The organism is Bacillus sp. RC251 (assembly GCF_044908765.1).
In the GTDB taxonomy this organism is placed as follows: domain Bacteria; phylum Bacillota; class Bacilli; order Bacillales; family Bacillaceae_G; genus Bacillus_A; species Bacillus_A wiedmannii.
On the sequence record NZ_JBIYDP010000003.1, the window covers coordinates 498283 to 516088 of the forward strand.

The window sequence follows — 17806 nt, forward strand, 5'->3', positions numbered from 1 at the left end:
TACATAATGTAATGGACTACGACTGTACAAACTGTAGCTTTGAAAAAATATGATGCATCACATTATTTTCTTCATCATCAATCTGTTTACCTGCTGGTATTCAAGAATTCAGTCTTAGTGTTGAATTGCACTTGAGAATTACAGTATGCAACATTGTGTGAGAAAGAGGGTTGCTATTTTCTGCAATCTGTAACTGTAATGATTATAAGTTGGTCGTATTCAATCCAAAAAATAAAATCATCATGAATGGAGAGGGGGATAGCTTTTCCTGAACAAGAAAGCTATTGCCTTTAGGCACTTGGGATGAAAGTGGGATTGGATCTGGAGTGGCACTAAAAATTGCAACGTTCGTGGTACTTTAAGTGTCTGAAGTATAGGGAGTTTCTTCGTTTTTTTGTTGGGGTTTTTAGGGGAGTATTTTTTAATTATTAGATAGAGAGATAAAATGAAAAATACACCTAATTACTAGGTGTATTTTTTAGACTTGAAAACCACATATGTATTGAAAATTTCTCTTGGGTAGAGTGTATCACAATAAAAATCATGTATATACATAATATTCGTTACATCGAATGGTTTCCTTGTAAATATATGAAAATGGTAAACTAAATAGATTTCAATTTGGGTAACTTAAATATCTGTACCATGTTCAGTGTTAGCAGGAGCACCACCAGTGTCACCGATGTTTAATGCAGGAGCACCGCCAGTATGGCCCTCAGAAAAAGAAGGAGCTGGTGGAGAAGGGAAGTGAGTATGTCCAGCTTGATTTGTGAAACCTGCGTTTAAGCCAAATGCAGCAATACCCGTAAATGCAATACCTAAAGCGATTTTACCAATTGTTTTTTTCATTTCTTTAACCCTCTTTCATTTGATTTTTTTGCTACTGTACTATTAAAGAAGTATAAACTTGCTTTCTCATGTTGTTGTTTGTTATAAAACGCAAGAGCTAGTTTTTCAAGATACTCAGAAACATAGATATATAAAGATTCTTTATTGAAGTATTCAATTCCTTCTAAAACAATCGGTTCAATTTTGTCTAATTCACTTTGATTCGTGAATGCTTCTAATATAGCAAAGTGATGTTTGTGCTCTTCATTACCAAGTTCAGAAATAAGTTGTTTCCCTATTTTAATGTAGTGGTTTGCTTTGTCGATAAGTCCTAATTTTTCATGTTCTTGTGCAAGTAAGAATATAGCTTTGTAGTGAGATGGGATTTTTTCAACAACTTGTGTCAAGTGACGGATCGCTTCTTCAGAAAGATTCTGGCTAGCATATAGATGACCTAGATTACCGCGCACATACAGTTGTAATGATTCTTCATTTAATTTTTGGAGAATATCTAACGCTTTGTTATAGCTTTCCTCAGCTTGTTCAAAATGTCCTACGTCTACATAAGAAGCACCAAGTACACTTAAACAGGATGAAATATTTCTTTCACATCCGTGTTGCGTTTCAAAAAATTCTAATGCTTTAGAAACATTTACAATCGCAAAACTTGGTTGTTGTTGGTGACAATGATAAGCAGCGTATCGGTAATAGAAATCAGCTTGTTCAATTTGACTGTGTCCGGATAAAAGTGCCTGTGCTTTTAAGAAATATTCTTCTGCCTCTTGATAATGATTAATTGCTGCAAAATGAACCGCTTTATAATAATGATATAGATAAGATAAGTGTTTATCTTCTGGTTTTTCCTGGTCTTCTATGATTTGAAAACTATCTTTCGTGATTGATAGTCCATCTGTCAGAGCTGTATGTCGGAACTGCAGTAATGCGTAATATAAGTGATAAAGAGGAAACGTTTCTGTTTCTTTCAAAAGCATTTCTTCATGTTCTTTTTTAGCTTCTTGAAACTGAATTTGTGCTTCCTTAACGTTTTGCGTTAAGATTGCATGGTACCAAGCTTCTAAATGTTTTGTTGTATATGTATGTCCCTTTAATGAAATGTTCATATTAGCCCCCTTGTATATTTTTCTATATAATTGTAACTATAATGGTAACATATTAAAAAGTAATTATATGGAATTTTTTATTGATAAACAATATTCAGAATTATGTATGTCGGTAAAACCTGTCAGTCCATGTGTTTTTATGAAGAAAAGGACACAATTGACTATAGAATCTTAATACAATGATGTCACATACACAATGCTAAAATAAAAGTTGAGAAAGTAGGCATGAGGTGTGAATAGGGTAAGAAGGTAAAAATCCTAGCTATAGTAGCTAGGATTTTTGTGTTAAATAGTCTCACCGTGAGCTTCTTGTTTAGGAGTAGGGAAATGTTCGTGCCCTTCAAGCTTAGGAGCAGGAGTATCCCCATGAGCATCTAATTTTGGAGCAGGAGTATCGCCATGTCCTTCAAGTTTCGGAGCAGGAGTATCGCCATGTCCTTCAAGTTTCGGAGCAGGAGTATCGCCATGTCCTTCAAGTTTCGGAGCAGGAGTATCGCCATGCCCCTCAAGTTTCGGAGCAGGAGTATCAGCATGGCTCTCAAGTTTCGGAGCCGGCGTATCACCACCATTTAAAGCAGGAGCGCCACCGCCATCCCCAATGCTTACTGATTTAGGAGCAGGAGTATCGCCAACATTGAAAGCAGGAGCACCACCGTGGTCCCCATGGCTTTCTAATTTCGGAGCAAAAGTTTCACCGTGCTCAGCTTTTACAACGCCGCCGTCCCCAATATTTACACCAAAAAGACCAAAGCTAAACACTGATAACCCTACAACAGCTGTACTAATTTTTCTTTTCAATCTATATCTCTCCTTTTGCTATGGTTTTCCATTTTGTCTAAACGTGGTAGATAAAATGAAATAAATCGTAAAAAATTACCAATTATACTACGATATACGAATAATTCTGTGTAATATTTTGTAAAACCTTCTTGAAATTTGAATTTTATGAAAATAAAATTCGACATGGTTCATTTTTCAATTCGTTGAATAGATTTTGATTGAGTTTTTATAAAGCTATTCGCTAACTTTAGGACCGAAAGCGGCTCTTAATTTCTTTATACCGTGCCCATAAGGTTATTTTAGCTTTGAATTAAATTAACTATTATAATTCGAGAATTTAGTCCTCTTGCTGTATATTTAAAATTTACTGTATGCAACATTGCATAAGAAAGAGGGTTGCTATTTTTTATAACCTGTAACTATAATAGTTACAGGTTGGTCGTATCCAATCAAAAATAAAATCATCATGAATGGAGAGGTTACATATGGGTATGAAAAAAATAATTTTAGCAGGTGCTTTAGGGATCGCAGCGTTATCAGGAACGAATTTACCAGGGTTAGAAGTAACAAAAGCGAGTGCAGCTTCTATTGAATCGAATTTTTCAACGTTAGAAGGACGAGTAGTAGAAGTAGATAACGGTGTAATTGTTGTTAAATCTAAGCAGTATGAAGAACTTGTTAGTGTGTATATAGATTCTCTTTCAAACGTGAAAGTAGGAGATGAAGTAAAAGCTACTGGATCTATGATGCGTAATTTTACTGAATATATGATTGCAAATACAGTTGAAAATACGTCAAATAAATTAGGTATGCATATAAAAGAAGATGGTTCTCCTGATTATGTAATTGGGGAAGTAGCAAAAGTAGGAACGATGGAAGATGAGGGAGACGGTGCTACTAAATATGTCGTAGTGGAGTATCCATCGCTAAACGGGAAGAAAGTGATTATTGATGTTTTCTTAACGAAGGGACAAGTATTTAATACGGGTGAGAAAGTGAAAATTGATATGAAGTATGTGGGCTGGGGTGGAAGTTCTATTAACTGGAACACTACGGATCATATCGAAAAGGTTTATGAGGTAAAGAGCAATGTTGAAAATAATGATGATGTTTGGATTTGGTCTTAATTAGAATTCTGTAATTAACAAATATATCCCTTAGTACCCAGCAAATTGTCATACACATGATCATTTGCTGGGTACTTTTTGTTTATTTTTACATCATTGTATCTATAATAATTTTTAAAATGCGGGTATACAGTTGAATCGAATAAACCCATATAGACAAGTGTTTTATCCTATTGCTTATGCATTGATTTTATTCAAAATTGAGACTCTATTGGTCGTAAATAATAGATAATTTTGTTTTACTGTTCTGATTAAAATCCGGTCTGTTGTAGCGTATGCTGTTCCAATTCGGATTACGTTTTCTTCTTCTACACCAGCATAGGTTTCATCTTCTGTAACTTCAATAATTTCACTTAATGGAATTTGAATCTTAGCTAGTTGCCATGAAATAATTAATTCTCCATCTGTTTTTTTGATATCGATACCTAGCATGTTACCAAAACCTTTCTGTATTAAAATATGTCTATTAATTTTATTATACAGATTTAAAGGGTTTATTTCTATTGTGAAGTTTGATTTTTCAATTTTTTCACAAGGTATCGTACTACGAACAAAAAAGGGTATCCACTAGCACCTGCAATCTTCCTGAAATGAAGACGATCTTTTTTATTTTGTGAATTTTTGAGAATAAGAGATTTTTGATTAGAATATGATGTTTAAATCGGAGCGAATTTAAAAAATACAAAAATGAAAGAGGTGTTTATATATGGAGCAAGATGAGAATTATTTACGAGCTAAAAAAAGGGTGGAGAATTTAAAAGCGTTTTACATTCATTTAACGGTGTATATACTAGTGAACGTAATGCTTTTTATTATAAATATAATCTCTGATTCCAGTAAATTGTGGTTTTTATATCCACTTGCAGGTTGGGGAATCGGTATCGTTATACATGGTTTGACAACTTTTCCAGTTGGGATATTCGGAAAAGAGTGGGAAGAACGAAAGATTAAAGAATATATGGAGAAAGATAAGTAAATTTATTTCTGGAATGTATGAATATAAATCTCTGTGATAACATGTTTGATGCGAAGTCTATTCTATAGCTTCGCCTATTTGTTTTGTATTCGAAGTTTGTACGAGTGAGTGTTCATATTCATTTTTTAGCATCAACTGCATGTGAAATCAAAACTTTACTTGTAGTACATAATAAATACAGTTGTTTTACTTTTTAAATTACATGTGGATATAGGATAAAGTTGTTTTATCATCCTATATTAAAATAAAAATAAACCACTGTTCGATTTGAATATTCCACGATATAATGGTGAGAGTTTATGACAGAATAAATATTTACATAAGAAGTGAGGTACTGTATGAAAAAAAGAACGACAGACATTATTTTTATTATTATTGGTGCATTTCTTTTTGCGTTAGGTGTCAATTTGTTTGTTATCCCGAACGAGTTTGGTGAGGGTGGAGTAACTGGTATCACGATTATTACGTATTATTTATTTGAATGGTCACCAGGCTTAGTTAACTTAATTTTAAATGCGATTTTGTTAATAGCTGGTTATAAATTTTTAAATAAGATTACAACAATTTATACAATTATCGCTGTAGTTACGAACTCGCTATTTCTTCATTTGACAGAAGGTTGGACGATTACTTCGGATGAAATGCTTGTAAATGCCATTTTTGGAGGAATATTTATTGGGTGCGGGATTGGTCTTATTATTCGAGTTGGCGGAACAACAGCAGGTACTACCATTTTAGCAAGGATGACGCATAAATATTTAGGATGGAGCATTAGCTATGGTTTACTGTTCTTCGATTTAATCGTTGCGTTTTCATCTTATTTCATCATTGGTGCAGAAAAACTGATGATAACAATTATTATGCTATATGTAGCAACGAAAGTGATGGAGTTTGTAATTGAAGGTTTAAATCCGAAGAAAGCCATTACGATTATTTCTGATAACCCGAATGAAATTGCCGGGAAGGTAACTACCTTAATGGGCAGAGGGGTTACTGTGTACTCAGGTCATGGCTATTACACGAAAACTCCGAAGGAAATTCTTTATGTTGTTATTAATAAGCAAGAAGTAGTCAAGCTAAAACGGATTGTTCAAACTACAGATCCGGCTGCGTTCATTGCTATACACGATGTTCGTGACGTATTTGGAGAAGGATTCGTTGATATTTCTAAAGCATAGAAATTACTTTTCATTAAAATAATCTTAATACTAAAACGTAAGAATCTATTTTGAATAATCTTTTTTCAAAATAGATTCTTTTTATTTATCTTAAAATGTTGGTTTGTTTTTCTTTTTCTTGCAAAAAAACCAATTGTTTCTTAATGTAAGAAATGTAGAAGGATGAACAAGAGAGGGTTTAATGAAGATGATACATATTTTATTAGCTGATGATGATAAGCATATTAGAGAGTTGTTACATTACCATTTACAAAAAGAGGGGTTTACAGTTTTTGAAGCAGAAGATGGAAAGGTAGCGCAAGACGTATTAGAGAAAGAGAATATTCACCTTGCGATCGTAGACATTATGATGCCGTTTGTTGATGGCTATACGTTATGTGAAGAAATCCGGAAGTATCATGATATACCGGTTATTTTATTAACTGCGAAAGATCAGTTAGTTGATAAAGAAAAAGGATTCATTTCTGGTACGGACGATTATATTGTAAAACCATTTGAGCCAGCTGAGGTCATTTTCCGTATGAAAGCTTTATTGCGCCGTTATCAAATGCTGAGTGCTGATATGATTACGCTGCACGGAACGACTATTGATCGAAAAGGGTTTGAAGTGAAGTGTAACGGTCAAACAATTTTACTACCGCTAAAGGAATTTGAATTGTTATCGCAACTGGCTAGTTATCCTGGAAGAACATTTTCAAGAGAAGAACTAATTGAATTAGTATGGGGAATGGATTTTGAAGGAGACGAACGAACGGTTGACGTTCATGTGAAGCGACTGAGAGATCGTTTCTCAAAACGAACAGATGATTTTCAAATTACGACAGTACGCGGACTCGGTTATAAGTTGGAGTTGAAATAAAATGAAATCACTATACTCTAGATTTGTTTTTATGACGGTTGGAATCATGTTACTTAGCAGTATTATCGGTTTTTTATTAACGAATGTGTACTATCAAGTGAAGTTAAAACCGTACAATAGTGAAAAGATTTTAATGTATGCGGTAGAAGTAAAATCGTTATATGAAAAGCAAAGTGAAGAAAATCAAGAGGCATACTTACAGTCTATTGCGAAGTTAGGATATGAAATTTATATTGTCGATGATCAAAAGAATGGAAAGCGTATTGGCAATGCGTTTCGTAAGACCTCTATTAGCGATGATACTGTTCATAAAGTGTTGCAAGGGGAAACGTTTAACGGCGTTTCTACATATCCAACACGCCTCTTTATTACGGGGTTTTTCGATAATGAATTAATTAATAGTGTCGGTGTGCCGGTACAACACGGTGATAAACAGTACGCTTTATTCATTCGTCCTGACATTCAGCAACAATTTGGTGAGATGCGAATTTTTCTAGCGGTATTACTAGGGTTTATCGTTTTATTAAGTATTATTTTTATTGCGATTGCAGCAGGTTATATCGTTCGTCCCATTCGTACATTTACGAAAGCGACGCAAAAGATTGCAAGTGGTGAATATGATATCGAATTAGATGGAAATCGAAAAGATGAAATTGGTACATTAGCAACTAATTTTCAAAAAATGACGAAAAGTATTAAAGAATTAGATGAGATGAGACAAGAATTTGTTTCTAACGTTTCTCACGAATTCCAATCGCCGCTTTCTTCTATTCAAGGGTTCTCAAAAACGTTACAGTCAGAAGAGATGAGTGGGGAAGAAAGAAACCATTACTTGCAAATTATTGAGGGCGAAAGTAAGCGAATGTCTAGTTTATGTAAACAGTTACTTACGCTCGCTTCTTTAGATAAAGAAGAAAAAGTATTACAAATAAAAGAATTCAATCTACAAAAGCAAATTAAAGACGTCATTTTTATGCTCGAATGGAAATGGCGTGAAAAAGATATCGCCGTTGAATTTGATGTGCCGGATATTACAATACAAGGCGATGAAAACTTACTTCATCAAGTATGGAGTAATATTTTTACGAATAGCATTAAGTTTTCAAACGACGCTGGAACGATTGAATTTGTTGTAGAAGAATTAGAATCAAGTGTGATGATCTCTATATCAGACAACGGAATTGGTATGGAAAAAGAAGAAATGGACCGTATATTTGATCGTTTTTACAAAGTAGATACTGCAAGAGCGAGAAACATAGAAGGTAGTGGCTTAGGATTATCAATCGTGCAGAAAATTGTGGAACTGCATAACGGAAAAGTTTCAGTGTATAGTACGAAAGGGGAAGGGACGACTGTTCAGGTGGAGCTTCCGAAATAGATAAAAGAGGCTGTTTGGGAACAGCCTCTTCTTTTTGTCGTTTTTTGTCGATAAGTCGATATAATCGGAAAATCGCTGATATAATTTGAGTTGCGCCAATATATTATGAAAATCGCCGATATAATCCGAGTTGAGCTGACATATTTGAAAAATCGCTGATATAAATTTCACGTACTGCCACTTCTGCTATAAAGCTGTACTTTTCCCACGCTCTACTTTAAACCGAACCCCAAAAGTATCCGCTGTAATCTCATCAGCTTTCGGCAATGCTCGTAATTTTGGATGAAGTAGCCATACGAGAGAAATAAATAAAATACCGATGCTAGCGAGCGCGAAAATGAGTTGGCTACTAAATACATTTGCGGCGTATCCACCAATTAAAGAACCAAGCGGCATAGCAATTGTGCCCATACTGCGCATAACTGAGTTAATGCGTCCAATATACTGATTTGGAATTACAATTTGACTAATTGTCGCAAATAATATGTTGGTTGCACCAATTGGAATCCAGGCTAGACCGAATAAGAGAATAGACAACCACTGAAACGGTACGATCGTAGAGAGAAACCAAAAGATAGCACCAGTCGCAAAGCCAATAATAGAGACACGGCCAACATTACGTTTACCAACCCATGAACTGAATAATGCTCCAATTAAACTGCCGGCTGATATAGCGGCTAAAAAGAAGCCATATGATTTCACGCCTCCTAAAGAATCAGCGAAAGAAGGGAGTATCGCCATCGTCATACCGATTGAAAAATTAGCGACTACTGAACCGATTAAGAATACGCCCATTAATGAACGGAAGACGATCGAAAAACCTTCTTTTAAATCAGAGAAATATTGTTTAGTTGAAAGTGATGTATTGGTTTCTGCTTGCTTTGGCATTTTCAATGAAAAGAACAAAAGGGCAGTAATCGCGAATGTAATAGAGTCAATTACATATAAAGTGATTGCGCCAAGTAGTGCTACTAATATGCCAGAAATCGTCGTGCAAATTAAATCAATGCCTTGATACGCAAATGAAAAGAGTGAATTTCCTTTTAATAGTTGTGTTTTATGAAGTAGAAGTGGTAAAGCTTTTGATTGTGCGGGATAGGCGAATTGTTCGATAAAGGCTACGATGGGCATGATGATGAGTAGTAGTTGAACTGTTAATAGATCGAAGTAGTGTGTAATAGGAATGATTAAAATAAGCATGCATTGCAGAACTTGTGTAATGACGAGGGTGTTTTTTATTGACCATCTATCAACGAATGGACCAGTAAGAAATTGTAATGCAGAAGGTAATAATGTAAGAAAACCAGCCAATCCAGAATAAAAAGGATTACCACTCAGCTTATATACGAGCCACATCGCAGCTACATAATACAAGCTATCTCCTATGTTTGTAAAAATTCTCCCTAAAAACAATAAGAGGAAATTCCGGTTTTTTAATATGTCCATTTAATCTACTCCTTTATAAAAAAATTATTTGGTAAAATAAATTTGACCGTTTAAGTAAAAAAAATCGTATTACGATTTTTCTTCTTTTTTCACAAAGCGCTGCATTGCTTTTTCATCGATTTGTAGTGCAGTAGTAGAAATGTAATAAGATTTACTATTTGGATCTTTATCCGCGTCTTTTGCGATATCATTTAATTCAGCCATTAATTCATGAAATTTTTTCACCCACACTTGAAATTGTTCTGGCGTGGCATCAAACTCCCAGCAAGATGAAACATAATTCCACTCAGCTGGATCTTCGCTTACTTTTCGTAATGTAAAAGCTTCTTCTGGTGCAGCGAGAATATGGCTTTTCGTTCTTTCCGTCATTTGTAAAAAGATTTGGCGACCTGATTCGCTTAATATTTCTAAATGAGGTAATAGGTCCGCGGCAGGGGTGAAGCCTCTAGCGACAGATTGATAAAACTTTTGAATGATGCCATTCTTTTCTTCTGTATAAACAATTTCTATAAAACCATTCTTTTCTAATTCTTTTAAATGATAATGAATTTTAGCCCTTGGAATGCCGAATTTATCAGATAGTAGTTGTCCTGTATAAGGACGTTCGCATAGACGCATCATCATTTCGACACGAAGTGGATCGCTTATTGCTTTTAGTTGGCTATAAGTAGTTATTGTTAACATGGGCTTCAACAAGATCAACTCCTCAAATAAAATTACTCGGTCAAGATTATTTGACTGAATTGTATCAAGGATTCTGATTGTTTTCAATACTTTCCGAAAATTAAATCTTCTCCTCTGTAATCTTCTGTTCATATTCCGTTCATATTTCTTTTTTATGATAAGCGTATAGAAAGTAAGAGGAAGGAGCGAGCGAAATGTTTTTAGCTCTGCGTGAATTAAAACAATCAAAATTAAGATATGGATTAATCGGACTTATTATGGTGTTATTATCATTTTTAGTTCTTGTTATTTCAGGATTAGCAAATGGATTATCATATGATAATGCTTCATCGATTCAAAATATGGAGGCAAATAAATTTGTATTAGCGGATGATGCGGAAAATAAATTACTTCGTTCACAAATTAAGAAAGAAGATGTAGATAACGTAGTAAATCAAGTAGGCGAGAAAGAGGCCGTTCCGTTTCGTGTGAAAGTTTCAACTTATGAAAAGAAAGATAGTTCGAAAAAAGTGGATGTCGCTATTTTCGCAAGTGAACGTGATTCATTTTTAGAACCGAAAATTGTAAAAGGTGAGAAATTAGGCACAGCAAACAACGAAATGGTTGCTGATGAATCAATTAAAGAAAAAGGAATCGATATTGGAGATACAATTATTGATCCTGTTTCAAAGAAAGAATTTACAATCGTTGGATTTACGAAAGATCAAATGTTTAGCCATACACCAGTCGTTTATGTAAATGAAGACGTATGGGGAGCTATTTCACAACCAAACCAAAAAGATTATAGTGCGATTGCGCTGAATACAGATAAAGAAATTAAAAATGCACATGTTATCGACAAAAAAGAAGTACTACAAAGTATTCCCGGATTTAAAGAGGAGCAAGGAACATTAACGATGATCATTGCATTCTTACTTGTTATCGCTGCGTTACTAATCGGTGTATTCTTCTACGTCATTACATTGCAAAAAACACAGCAATTAGGTGTATTAAAAGCAATCGGTACAAAAAACTCTTATTTAGCAAATAGCTTAGTCGTGCAGGCGTTATTCTTATCAGTCGTTGCGATGGTAATCAGTATTGTTCTTGTACAAGGATTAGAACAAATTTTACCAGCGGGTATGCCGTTCTTATTAACAACACCGATGATTGCACAATATGCAGCAATCTTCATCGTAATTAGTATTTTAGGAACACTTATTTCGTTATACCAAGTATTAAAAGTTGATGCATTAGAAGCAATTGGAGGCGGAATGTAATGACTTCATTATTAAAATTAGACAAAGTAAGTAAAGTGTACGGAGAAGGGAATACGGAAGTAACAGCCCTTCATCCGATGTCGCTTGATGTGAAAGCTGGAGAATTTATCGGAATCGTCGGTCCTTCTGGATCAGGGAAAAGTACGTTATTATCAATCGCAGGTGCATTATTATCACCTTCAAAAGGGGATATTTACATTCGTGAGCAAAATATTACGAAGTTATCAGAAAAGGAAATGACAGACATTCGTTTGAAAAAAATCGGCTTCATTTTCCAATTCGCAAATCTTGTTCCATATTTAAATGTAAAAGAGCAATTGCTTTATATTGCAAAGCTTAAAAAAGAAAACAAACAAGAATCAGAAAAACGTGCGGATCATTTATTAGCGGCATTTGGATTAGGTGAAAGAAAAAATCATTATCCAAATCAACTATCTGGTGGGGAAAAACAAAGGGTAGCAATCGCTCGTGCGTTCATGAACAACCCAGACTTAATATTAGCGGATGAACCAACTGCAAGCTTAGACTCAAAACGCGCACGTGAAGTTGTAGAAATGATGAAACGTGAAGTGAAAGAAAGTCAAAAAGCAGCAATTATGATTACGCATGATGAAAGAATGCTTGATGTATGTGATCGTATATTGACGCTTAGAGATGGGAAGTTAATATAAAGAAAAAGGACAATCGCACATAAATGTGCGGTTGTCCTTTTTATAAAATATAGTTATAAGGGCCTTATTTTGAGAATAACGCTTTAATTTTATTTCGTGTTACTAATAAAACGCCGCCTAAGACAGATAACATACCTAAAGCCATATTGTTTGATTGCTCACTACCAGCGTTAGGGAGTTCTCTAGCATTATTGTTTGTGTTTGTAGTACCAGTCTTTGTTTCAGTTTGTTTCGCTTGAGATACTTCATTAATTTTGTTATCTACATTTTGCTTCGTAGTATGTACCTCAGCTAATTTGTCATCAATTTTTTTCTCAGTATGTTTAAAGTCGTTAATTTTAATATCTAAGTCTTGTTTTTTCTTTGTTAAATCGTCTGAAACAGTTTGTTTCGCTTGTTTCATTTCGTTAATTTTATTTAGTAAATCTTCTCTAGCTTTTTGTAATTCAGCTAGTTTGTTTTTTACATCTTGTTTAGCTAGTTCTAAGTTAGCGGAAAGACTATCTAAATTGCCTTTAATTTTCTTAAGTTCCTCTAACGTGTTTCCAGTATTCGGCTTGTTTTCTTTTAGCTCAGCAAGTTTGTCCTCAGCAGTTTGTTTCGCTTTCTTTAACTCAGCTAATTTTTCATCTACCTGTTTTTTAACTTCCTTAAGTTCATTAACCTTTTGATCGATATTTTCTTTATGTTGTTTAATTTCATTCACTTTTTCATCGACAGTTTGTTTATGTTCTTTAATCTCATTAACCTTATTATCGATATTTTGCTTATGTTCTTTCACTTCAGCAACTTTATCTTCTACTTGTTTTTTATGCTCTTTAATTTCAGCGATTTTATCTTCGGCGATTTGCTTGTCTTGCTGAAGTTTTGCATCTAACTCTTGTTTACGTTGTTTCATTTCGTTAATTTTTTCATCAGCAACTTGTTTACGCTCATGTAGTTCATTAACCTTCGTATCAACATTTTCCTTAACCTTGTTAAGTTCATTCAATGTTTGATCCACGTTTTCTTTGTGTTGCTGCAATTTCGCATCTAACTCTTGTCTATGTTGCTTAATTTCAGCTAATCGATCTCCCGTACTTTGCTGAGGAGTAGCATCAGTTACTTCCGCATGAGCAGAGTTTGCGCCAGCAATCATTGCTAAAGCTAGTGTAGACGCAGCGATTGTTTGTTTTGTTTTCATATTTTTATACCTCTTTTCTTTCATATGCATGAGCTGTTTTGTGTAAAATTGAGCATATAGAAGTAGATTATCTTATCATTATATACCATGTACGATGTCTAGAGGAAGTATTTGCATAATAATCTATCATTATGTAATACTTATAGTCTATTATTTTTGGGTAGGGGAGAGATTTTTAGCTAGATGAACAATTTCTTCTATAGTAGAGTTTACATCCTTACGATTACGAATAACAAACAAATAATCAGCCTCGTTTTCTATAGGATTTACCACATCCTCGTGAAGTGATTCAGACTGTTGTCGATCGAGTACTTCTTTGAAACTACAATAATCACCTCTAAAAATATTGGTACTTCGCGTGCTTCGAGCTACTCTTTCGTAAAGTACATCATTTGGAATGTCAAAATGAACGAGTATACGTACATATTCCTCTTTCTGAAACAATTCATTTAGCAAATACATCCGGCCGTTTCGGCTTCTATTTGAGTTGCAAATAATAAGATGTAAACTTGTATGTTCTTTTGCATAATCAACAATGAATTTCGAAAGACCGTGTTTAAATGTATTTGGGCCTTCGTCCGGCTGTAATTTTTCATAATGCGTGTTAATGAATTCAGCTTGGTTATCTTGATCCATAACGAAAGCGTGGGGTAACTCTTTTTCTAGTTCTTTAGCAAATGTAGTTTTTCCACTGTGTGTTTTTCCTACGGTAATGATCACTAATCGTTTCATATTGGCCTCCATATGTATTGTTATCATTTGGGATATTCGGTGTGAATCGACAATTTTCCTGCCAGAGAATATACAAAGTTTCGGAGTGCTAGTAGGCTGAAAACTTGACAAAAAAACTTATTTATGCTATAATTTACCAATGTGAAAATAAAGTGTAAAATAGGGTTCTCCTGGCCAGGGGAACCCTATTTTTGTTGTGAAAATGAAGGAGAGTGTATGTGCGTGAAACAAGGTGAAGCAAGTGTAACGTCGTTAGTATCAGCATTCGGAAGGGCGTATCATAGTGAATTTGATCGTCCTAAAATCTTTGATGATTATGTAGCTAAAGATTTTATTTCACAAAAAGAACGTAACGATATTGAAACGAATATGGTTCAAGGGATCCGTTTTTTCAATACAGACATTGCTGAGCGGTTTCGAGATAATCCGAAAGAAATATTAAAATGGATTACACAAGTTCAATTATCACCAACACCTTTGGCACGCGCAGCATATTGTGAAAGAGTATTACTACATGAAATTGCATTAGGCGCAAAGCAATGCATCATACTCGGTGCGGGCTTAGACACATTTAGTTTTAGACATCGAGAATTAGAAAATAAAATTGAAATATTTGAAGTGGATCACCCTTATACGCAAGCGTTTAAAATACAAAGAGTGAAAGAAATAGAGTATGAAATTCCAAACAACCTTCATTTTGTGTCGATGGATTTCACTAAAGATTTCTCGAAGCAAACATTAGTAAATGAAGGATTTGAAAACCAAAAGACGTTCTTTAGCCTATTAGGTGTTACGTACTATTTAACGAAAGAGGAGCTTTCTAGTTTAATAGAATACTTATTCGAGATGGTTCCAGAGGGGAGCTCTATCGTATTCGATTATCCGGATGAAAACTTATTTACAGAAAAGGGACTGTCCAATCGAGTTGAAAATATGGTAAAAATGGCTGCAGTAGGTGGAGAACCGATGAAATCGTGTTTTTCGTATACCGAAATGGAAGCACTGTTAGAGAAGGCGGGCTTACTCATTTATGAGCATTTATCGCCAGAAGACATAAATACATTATATTTTGAAGGACGAAACGATTATTTAAAAGCTTTTGAGACGGTACATTATGTGCATGCGGTGAAGAAGTAGAGGGTTAGTAGGCATGGGGAGGAATCTCTGTGTCTTTTTTTGTGGAAAACAAGAGGAGAGGATTTATTGAGAAAGATAATGATAGATATATTGCTACATGAGTTACTACATCTAGATGAACATAAGGAAGAATTTTTTTGGAGGATTTATCACAAAAACGGAATGTTCAACAAATATTCACAATTATGTTATATAATGATTTTAATAAACCATATTTTAGAAATTAACCCCGATTGTGTAGAAAGTATATTTTGTTTTGGTAAGCTAAAATGTTTAGCTAAAAGAACTTGTAGTGGGGCTTGCTACAAGTTCTTTTATTTGTAAAATTTTCATTAACTAAATTATAGAAAAAGGAGGGTGCAAGTTTGATCAGAAATTTAAAGAAAGCAGCACTTAATTCGTTAGATGGGAAATGGGGAGTAAGTATAGGGGTATCGGCGTTATACTATTTTGTACCAACTTTAAGTGCATCAGTGATCGCTAGTTTTATATATTTAATATTTGGCCTGTTTATTGGGGTAATTGGTTTGGATGTTTTCTTGATTTATTCAATTGGTGGGCAACCACAAGTAGATCCAACAGCACTAGTTTTACTTATACTAAGTTATGTTTTTATAGGACTGATTTGTTTCTTAATTTACAGTGTCATACAAGGTATCTTTAATTATGGTTATTCTGTTTTCACCTTACGCTTAGGTAAAAATGAAGATGCTAAGGTGGACGATGTATTTGTGGGGTTTAGGAAGAACAATTTGTTTAAATCAATGAAATTAGGATTGTTGCAGGCTATTTTTCTATTTTTATGGAGCCTGTTATTAATTGTTCCAGGTATTATTAAATATTTTTCTTATTCAATGGCATATTATATTTTAATAGAGAATCCGGATTATACAGCAAGTGAAGCACTAAGGGAGAGTAAAAGAATAATGAAAGGGCAAAAGTTCAAGTTATTTGTTCTTTGGTTATCTTTTATTGGTTGGTTTTTATTAACAGCATTTATAGGTATGTTTACATTTAATCTGTCATTCATATTTATTTCTCCTTATTACAACACAACTGTCTCGCATTTTTACTTAGACTTAATTAAGAAACAGGATGCTAGAGAAGCGAAGGTAAGTATATAAAGAATATAATTAGTAAGAAAATATTTTTAATGCATATTTTCTCGATTGTGGTCATGCAATTAAGCATATCCCTTTTTAATATGATATTGAAAGAAATAAAGTAGCTGCAATTGGATATGTTTTACTTATAATAATTTGGGTAAGGATATTATAACATTGGAGGGATTTAAAATGGGGAAGAGTGAGATATTTCAGGATTTTAATTTTAAATTAGTAGTAATTGATGCTTTATTAGATAAAGAGCCATTATTTTTAAAAGAATTAAAAGACTTAATAGAAAAGTATACGAATAATTTCGAATGGTATTCAGGAGCTGGCCCGATTGTTGAAATTAGAGCTTTTTTAGAAGAGTTAATTTTGGAAACAAGTGATTTGGAAAAGATTGAATCCCTTTGCTTTGATGGAGGAAATGAAATTTATCATATCTTAAAGCCAGATTGGGATGGTGAAGACAGTTTGTTTGATGTAATATCTGTTGAAGGATTTCAAAATTTAAACAATCTAAAAACAGTGGAATATATTTCAATGTGTTACCCAAAAGTATTAGAACCATTTAAACAAGCTGGAATTGAAATTGAGGATTAATGAGGGAAAAGTTATAAAATAATGGAAGTGATTCTTATTAAGAAAGAGTCACTTTTTCTTATGCAACGAACAAAGCAGAATGGAGGATATTATGATAATAATCGATAAAGATGGTGAAGGCTACTGGAGTAAAACTGTTGATTTGGGCATTTTAGGTAAATTCAATAGCATTTTTATAGATTTAGATGGATGTGATATAACAGGGGCGACGGATAATATGACTCAAGAAGAAAAAGTAGAAAAAGCTAAAAAATATTATGGTAATAGATTCAAAGAGTTAGAAACCAATGTTGGATTTATAAATGAGCAATTTCTAATGTGGATTATAACGCATTTATGTGATATAGAATATCCATTTTGGGAATTTGGTGATGAAGATGAAAGTAGTGAAGATTATCCAGATTATATAGTAAAAGAAGAAATAAAAAAATTCGAAGATGAAAATGGACAATTGCAATATGATCCGTATAGTCCAAGTCCGATTTATAGAGAAATTCAGAAATATAATGCATATAATAATGAAGATAATTTATTAAGCTATGAAATCATAGCGAAATATTTACCGGTTCTTGATTTCAAAAAACTTGTAGATACAATTAGACCTAATAGTATAGATACATTTGAAGATAACATAAACTTTCAAGTGAGTAGTGAGGTTTGTGGTGGAATGTTACTTTGTGCTACTTACGGAACAATTTATGCTAATAATGAGATAGAAGTTACGCATAATTGTTAATA

19 protein-coding genes are annotated in these 17806 nt (G+C 33.8%); 11 read left to right on the top strand and 8 right to left on the bottom strand.

Going from position 1 to position 17806, the window contains the following annotated elements:
* Positions 1-630: 630 nt before the first annotated feature.
* The 3 genes from ABH961_RS16685 to ABH961_RS16695 all read right to left on the bottom strand — a co-directional run bounded on the left by ABH961_RS16685 (position 631) and on the right by ABH961_RS16695 (position 2747).
* Positions 631-849 (bottom strand): hypothetical protein, encoded by a 219-nt coding sequence (locus ABH961_RS16685; protein ID WP_097843133.1) that lies wholly within the window; start codon positions 847-849, stop codon positions 631-633.
* On the bottom strand, positions 846-1949 hold the full coding sequence (locus ABH961_RS16690; RefSeq protein ID WP_404519679.1) for a tetratricopeptide repeat protein: 1104 nt from the start codon (positions 1947-1949) through the stop codon (positions 846-848). The genes ABH961_RS16685 and ABH961_RS16690 overlap by 4 nt, the downstream gene beginning before the upstream one ends.
* 285 nt (positions 1950-2234) lie before the next feature.
* The gene (locus ABH961_RS16695) at positions 2235-2747 is read right to left on the bottom strand and encodes a hypothetical protein (protein WP_404519680.1); all 513 of its coding nucleotides are present in this window, start codon (positions 2745-2747) and stop codon (positions 2235-2237) included.
* Between the two features lie 467 nt (positions 2748-3214).
* Between ABH961_RS16695 and ABH961_RS16700 the strand changes: the two genes are divergently transcribed.
* Entirely contained in the window at positions 3215-3856 is a 642-nt protein-coding gene (locus tag ABH961_RS16700) for an ATP F0F1 synthase subunit alpha (protein WP_098079575.1), read from the top strand.
* Positions 3857-4033: 177 nt separating this feature from the next.
* Here ABH961_RS16700 and ABH961_RS16705 read toward each other — a convergent pair whose 3' ends face one another.
* Positions 4034-4288 carry a SunI/YnzG family protein gene (locus ABH961_RS16705; RefSeq protein ID WP_000900575.1) on the bottom strand — a complete coding sequence of 85 codons (255 nt, stop codon included), beginning with the start codon at positions 4286-4288 and terminating at the stop codon, positions 4034-4036.
* A gap of 274 nt (positions 4289-4562) precedes the next feature.
* Here ABH961_RS16705 and ABH961_RS16710 point away from each other — a divergent pair, with 274 nt between their 5' ends.
* The 4 genes from ABH961_RS16710 to ABH961_RS16725 all read left to right on the top strand — a co-directional run bounded on the left by ABH961_RS16710 (position 4563) and on the right by ABH961_RS16725 (position 8247).
* On the top strand, positions 4563-4832 hold the full coding sequence (locus ABH961_RS16710) for a 2TM domain-containing protein (protein WP_048544779.1): 270 nt from the start codon (positions 4563-4565) through the stop codon (positions 4830-4832).
* 338 nt (positions 4833-5170) lie between these two features.
* Positions 5171-6010 carry a YitT family protein gene (locus tag ABH961_RS16715; RefSeq protein ID WP_000747489.1) on the top strand — a complete coding sequence of 280 codons (840 nt, stop codon included), beginning with the start codon at positions 5171-5173 and terminating at the stop codon, positions 6008-6010.
* A 181-nt stretch (positions 6011-6191) separates the two neighbouring features.
* Entirely contained in the window at positions 6192-6869 is a 678-nt protein-coding gene (locus ABH961_RS16720) for a response regulator transcription factor (RefSeq protein WP_088110328.1), read from the top strand.
* A gap of 1 nt (position 6870) precedes the next feature.
* The gene (locus ABH961_RS16725; protein ID WP_098706660.1) at positions 6871-8247 is read left to right on the top strand and encodes a sensor histidine kinase; all 1377 of its coding nucleotides are present in this window, start codon (positions 6871-6873) and stop codon (positions 8245-8247) included.
* A 186-nt stretch (positions 8248-8433) separates the two neighbouring features.
* On the opposite strand, the gene ABH961_RS16730 is transcribed toward ABH961_RS16725, so the two are convergent.
* Positions 8434-9693, bottom strand: coding sequence for an MFS transporter (locus ABH961_RS16730; protein ID WP_098847762.1), 1260 nt, complete (start codon positions 9691-9693; stop codon positions 8434-8436).
* Positions 9694-9762: 69 nt separating this feature from the next.
* Positions 9763-10386: an ArsR/SmtB family transcription factor gene (locus tag ABH961_RS16735; protein ID WP_088122595.1), complete on the bottom strand. Its 624-nt coding sequence runs from the start codon at positions 10384-10386 to the stop codon at positions 9763-9765.
* 185 nt (positions 10387-10571) lie between these two features.
* Here ABH961_RS16735 and ABH961_RS16740 point away from each other — a divergent pair, with 185 nt between their 5' ends.
* Together ABH961_RS16740 and ABH961_RS16745 are read left to right on the top strand one after the other, a co-directional pair.
* Positions 10572-11636 carry an ABC transporter permease gene (locus ABH961_RS16740; protein WP_098048344.1) on the top strand — a complete coding sequence of 355 codons (1065 nt, stop codon included), beginning with the start codon at positions 10572-10574 and terminating at the stop codon, positions 11634-11636.
* On the top strand, positions 11636-12307 hold the full coding sequence (locus ABH961_RS16745) for an ABC transporter ATP-binding protein (protein ID WP_000202604.1): 672 nt from the start codon (positions 11636-11638) through the stop codon (positions 12305-12307). The genes ABH961_RS16740 and ABH961_RS16745 overlap by 1 nt, the downstream gene beginning before the upstream one ends.
* A 64-nt stretch (positions 12308-12371) precedes the next feature.
* On the opposite strand, the gene ABH961_RS16750 is transcribed toward ABH961_RS16745, so the two are convergent.
* Entirely contained in the window at positions 12372-13490 is a 1119-nt protein-coding gene (locus tag ABH961_RS16750; RefSeq protein WP_048566079.1) for an LPXTG cell wall anchor domain-containing protein, read from the bottom strand.
* A 150-nt stretch (positions 13491-13640) separates the two neighbouring features.
* Positions 13641-14222 carry an ATP-binding protein gene (locus tag ABH961_RS16755; RefSeq protein WP_141499146.1) on the bottom strand — a complete coding sequence of 194 codons (582 nt, stop codon included), beginning with the start codon at positions 14220-14222 and terminating at the stop codon, positions 13641-13643.
* A 216-nt stretch (positions 14223-14438) separates the two neighbouring features.
* On the opposite strand from ABH961_RS16755, the gene ABH961_RS16760 reads away from it, so the two are divergent.
* The 4 genes from ABH961_RS16760 to ABH961_RS16775 all read left to right on the top strand — a co-directional run bounded on the left by ABH961_RS16760 (position 14439) and on the right by ABH961_RS16775 (position 17804).
* Positions 14439-15359, top strand: coding sequence for a class I SAM-dependent methyltransferase (locus ABH961_RS16760; RefSeq protein WP_404519685.1), 921 nt, complete (start codon positions 14439-14441; stop codon positions 15357-15359).
* Positions 15360-15724: 365 nt separating this feature from the next.
* Positions 15725-16483: a DUF975 family protein gene (locus tag ABH961_RS16765; protein ID WP_098124343.1), complete on the top strand. Its 759-nt coding sequence runs from the start codon at positions 15725-15727 to the stop codon at positions 16481-16483.
* A gap of 171 nt (positions 16484-16654) precedes the next feature.
* Entirely contained in the window at positions 16655-17068 is a 414-nt protein-coding gene (locus ABH961_RS16770; protein WP_098079596.1) for a DUF6892 domain-containing protein, read from the top strand.
* Positions 17069-17159: 91 nt separating this feature from the next.
* The gene (locus ABH961_RS16775; protein WP_098079598.1) at positions 17160-17804 is read left to right on the top strand and encodes a hypothetical protein; all 645 of its coding nucleotides are present in this window, start codon (positions 17160-17162) and stop codon (positions 17802-17804) included.
* Positions 17805-17806: the final 2 nt, after the last annotated feature.

Bases quoted from the DNA above. Each gene is read 5' to 3' on its own strand.
- ABH961_RS16730 (WP_098847762.1), bottom strand. From the start codon at position 9,693: ATGGACATATTAAAAAACCGGAATTTCCTCTTATTGTTTTTAGGGAGA.
- ABH961_RS16760 (WP_404519685.1), top strand. From the start codon at position 14,439: ATGTGCGTGAAACAAGGTGAAGCAAGTGTAACGTCGTTAGTATCAGCA.
- ABH961_RS16715 (WP_000747489.1), top strand. From the start codon at position 5,171: ATGAAAAAAAGAACGACAGACATTATTTTTATTATTATTGGTGCATTT.
- ABH961_RS16755 (WP_141499146.1), bottom strand. From the start codon at position 14,222: ATGAAACGATTAGTGATCATTACCGTAGGAAAAACACACAGTGGAAAA.
- ABH961_RS16770 (WP_098079596.1), top strand. From the start codon at position 16,655: ATGGGGAAGAGTGAGATATTTCAGGATTTTAATTTTAAATTAGTAGTA.
- ABH961_RS16775 (WP_098079598.1), top strand. From the start codon at position 17,160: ATGATAATAATCGATAAAGATGGTGAAGGCTACTGGAGTAAAACTGTT.
- ABH961_RS16740 (WP_098048344.1), top strand. From the start codon at position 10,572: ATGTTTTTAGCTCTGCGTGAATTAAAACAATCAAAATTAAGATATGGA.
- ABH961_RS16685 (WP_097843133.1), bottom strand. From the start codon at position 849: ATGAAAAAAACAATTGGTAAAATCGCTTTAGGTATTGCATTTACGGGT.
- ABH961_RS16705 (WP_000900575.1), bottom strand. From the start codon at position 4,288: ATGCTAGGTATCGATATCAAAAAAACAGATGGAGAATTAATTATTTCA.
- ABH961_RS16710 (WP_048544779.1), top strand. From the start codon at position 4,563: ATGGAGCAAGATGAGAATTATTTACGAGCTAAAAAAAGGGTGGAGAAT.
- ABH961_RS16725 (WP_098706660.1), top strand. From the start codon at position 6,871: ATGAAATCACTATACTCTAGATTTGTTTTTATGACGGTTGGAATCATG.
- ABH961_RS16690 (WP_404519679.1), bottom strand. From the start codon at position 1,949: ATGAACATTTCATTAAAGGGACATACATATACAACAAAACATTTAGAA.
- ABH961_RS16750 (WP_048566079.1), bottom strand. From the start codon at position 13,490: ATGAAAACAAAACAAACAATCGCTGCGTCTACACTAGCTTTAGCAATG.
- ABH961_RS16700 (WP_098079575.1), top strand. From the start codon at position 3,215: ATGGGTATGAAAAAAATAATTTTAGCAGGTGCTTTAGGGATCGCAGCG.
- ABH961_RS16745 (WP_000202604.1), top strand. From the start codon at position 11,636: ATGACTTCATTATTAAAATTAGACAAAGTAAGTAAAGTGTACGGAGAA.
- ABH961_RS16720 (WP_088110328.1), top strand. From the start codon at position 6,192: ATGAAGATGATACATATTTTATTAGCTGATGATGATAAGCATATTAGA.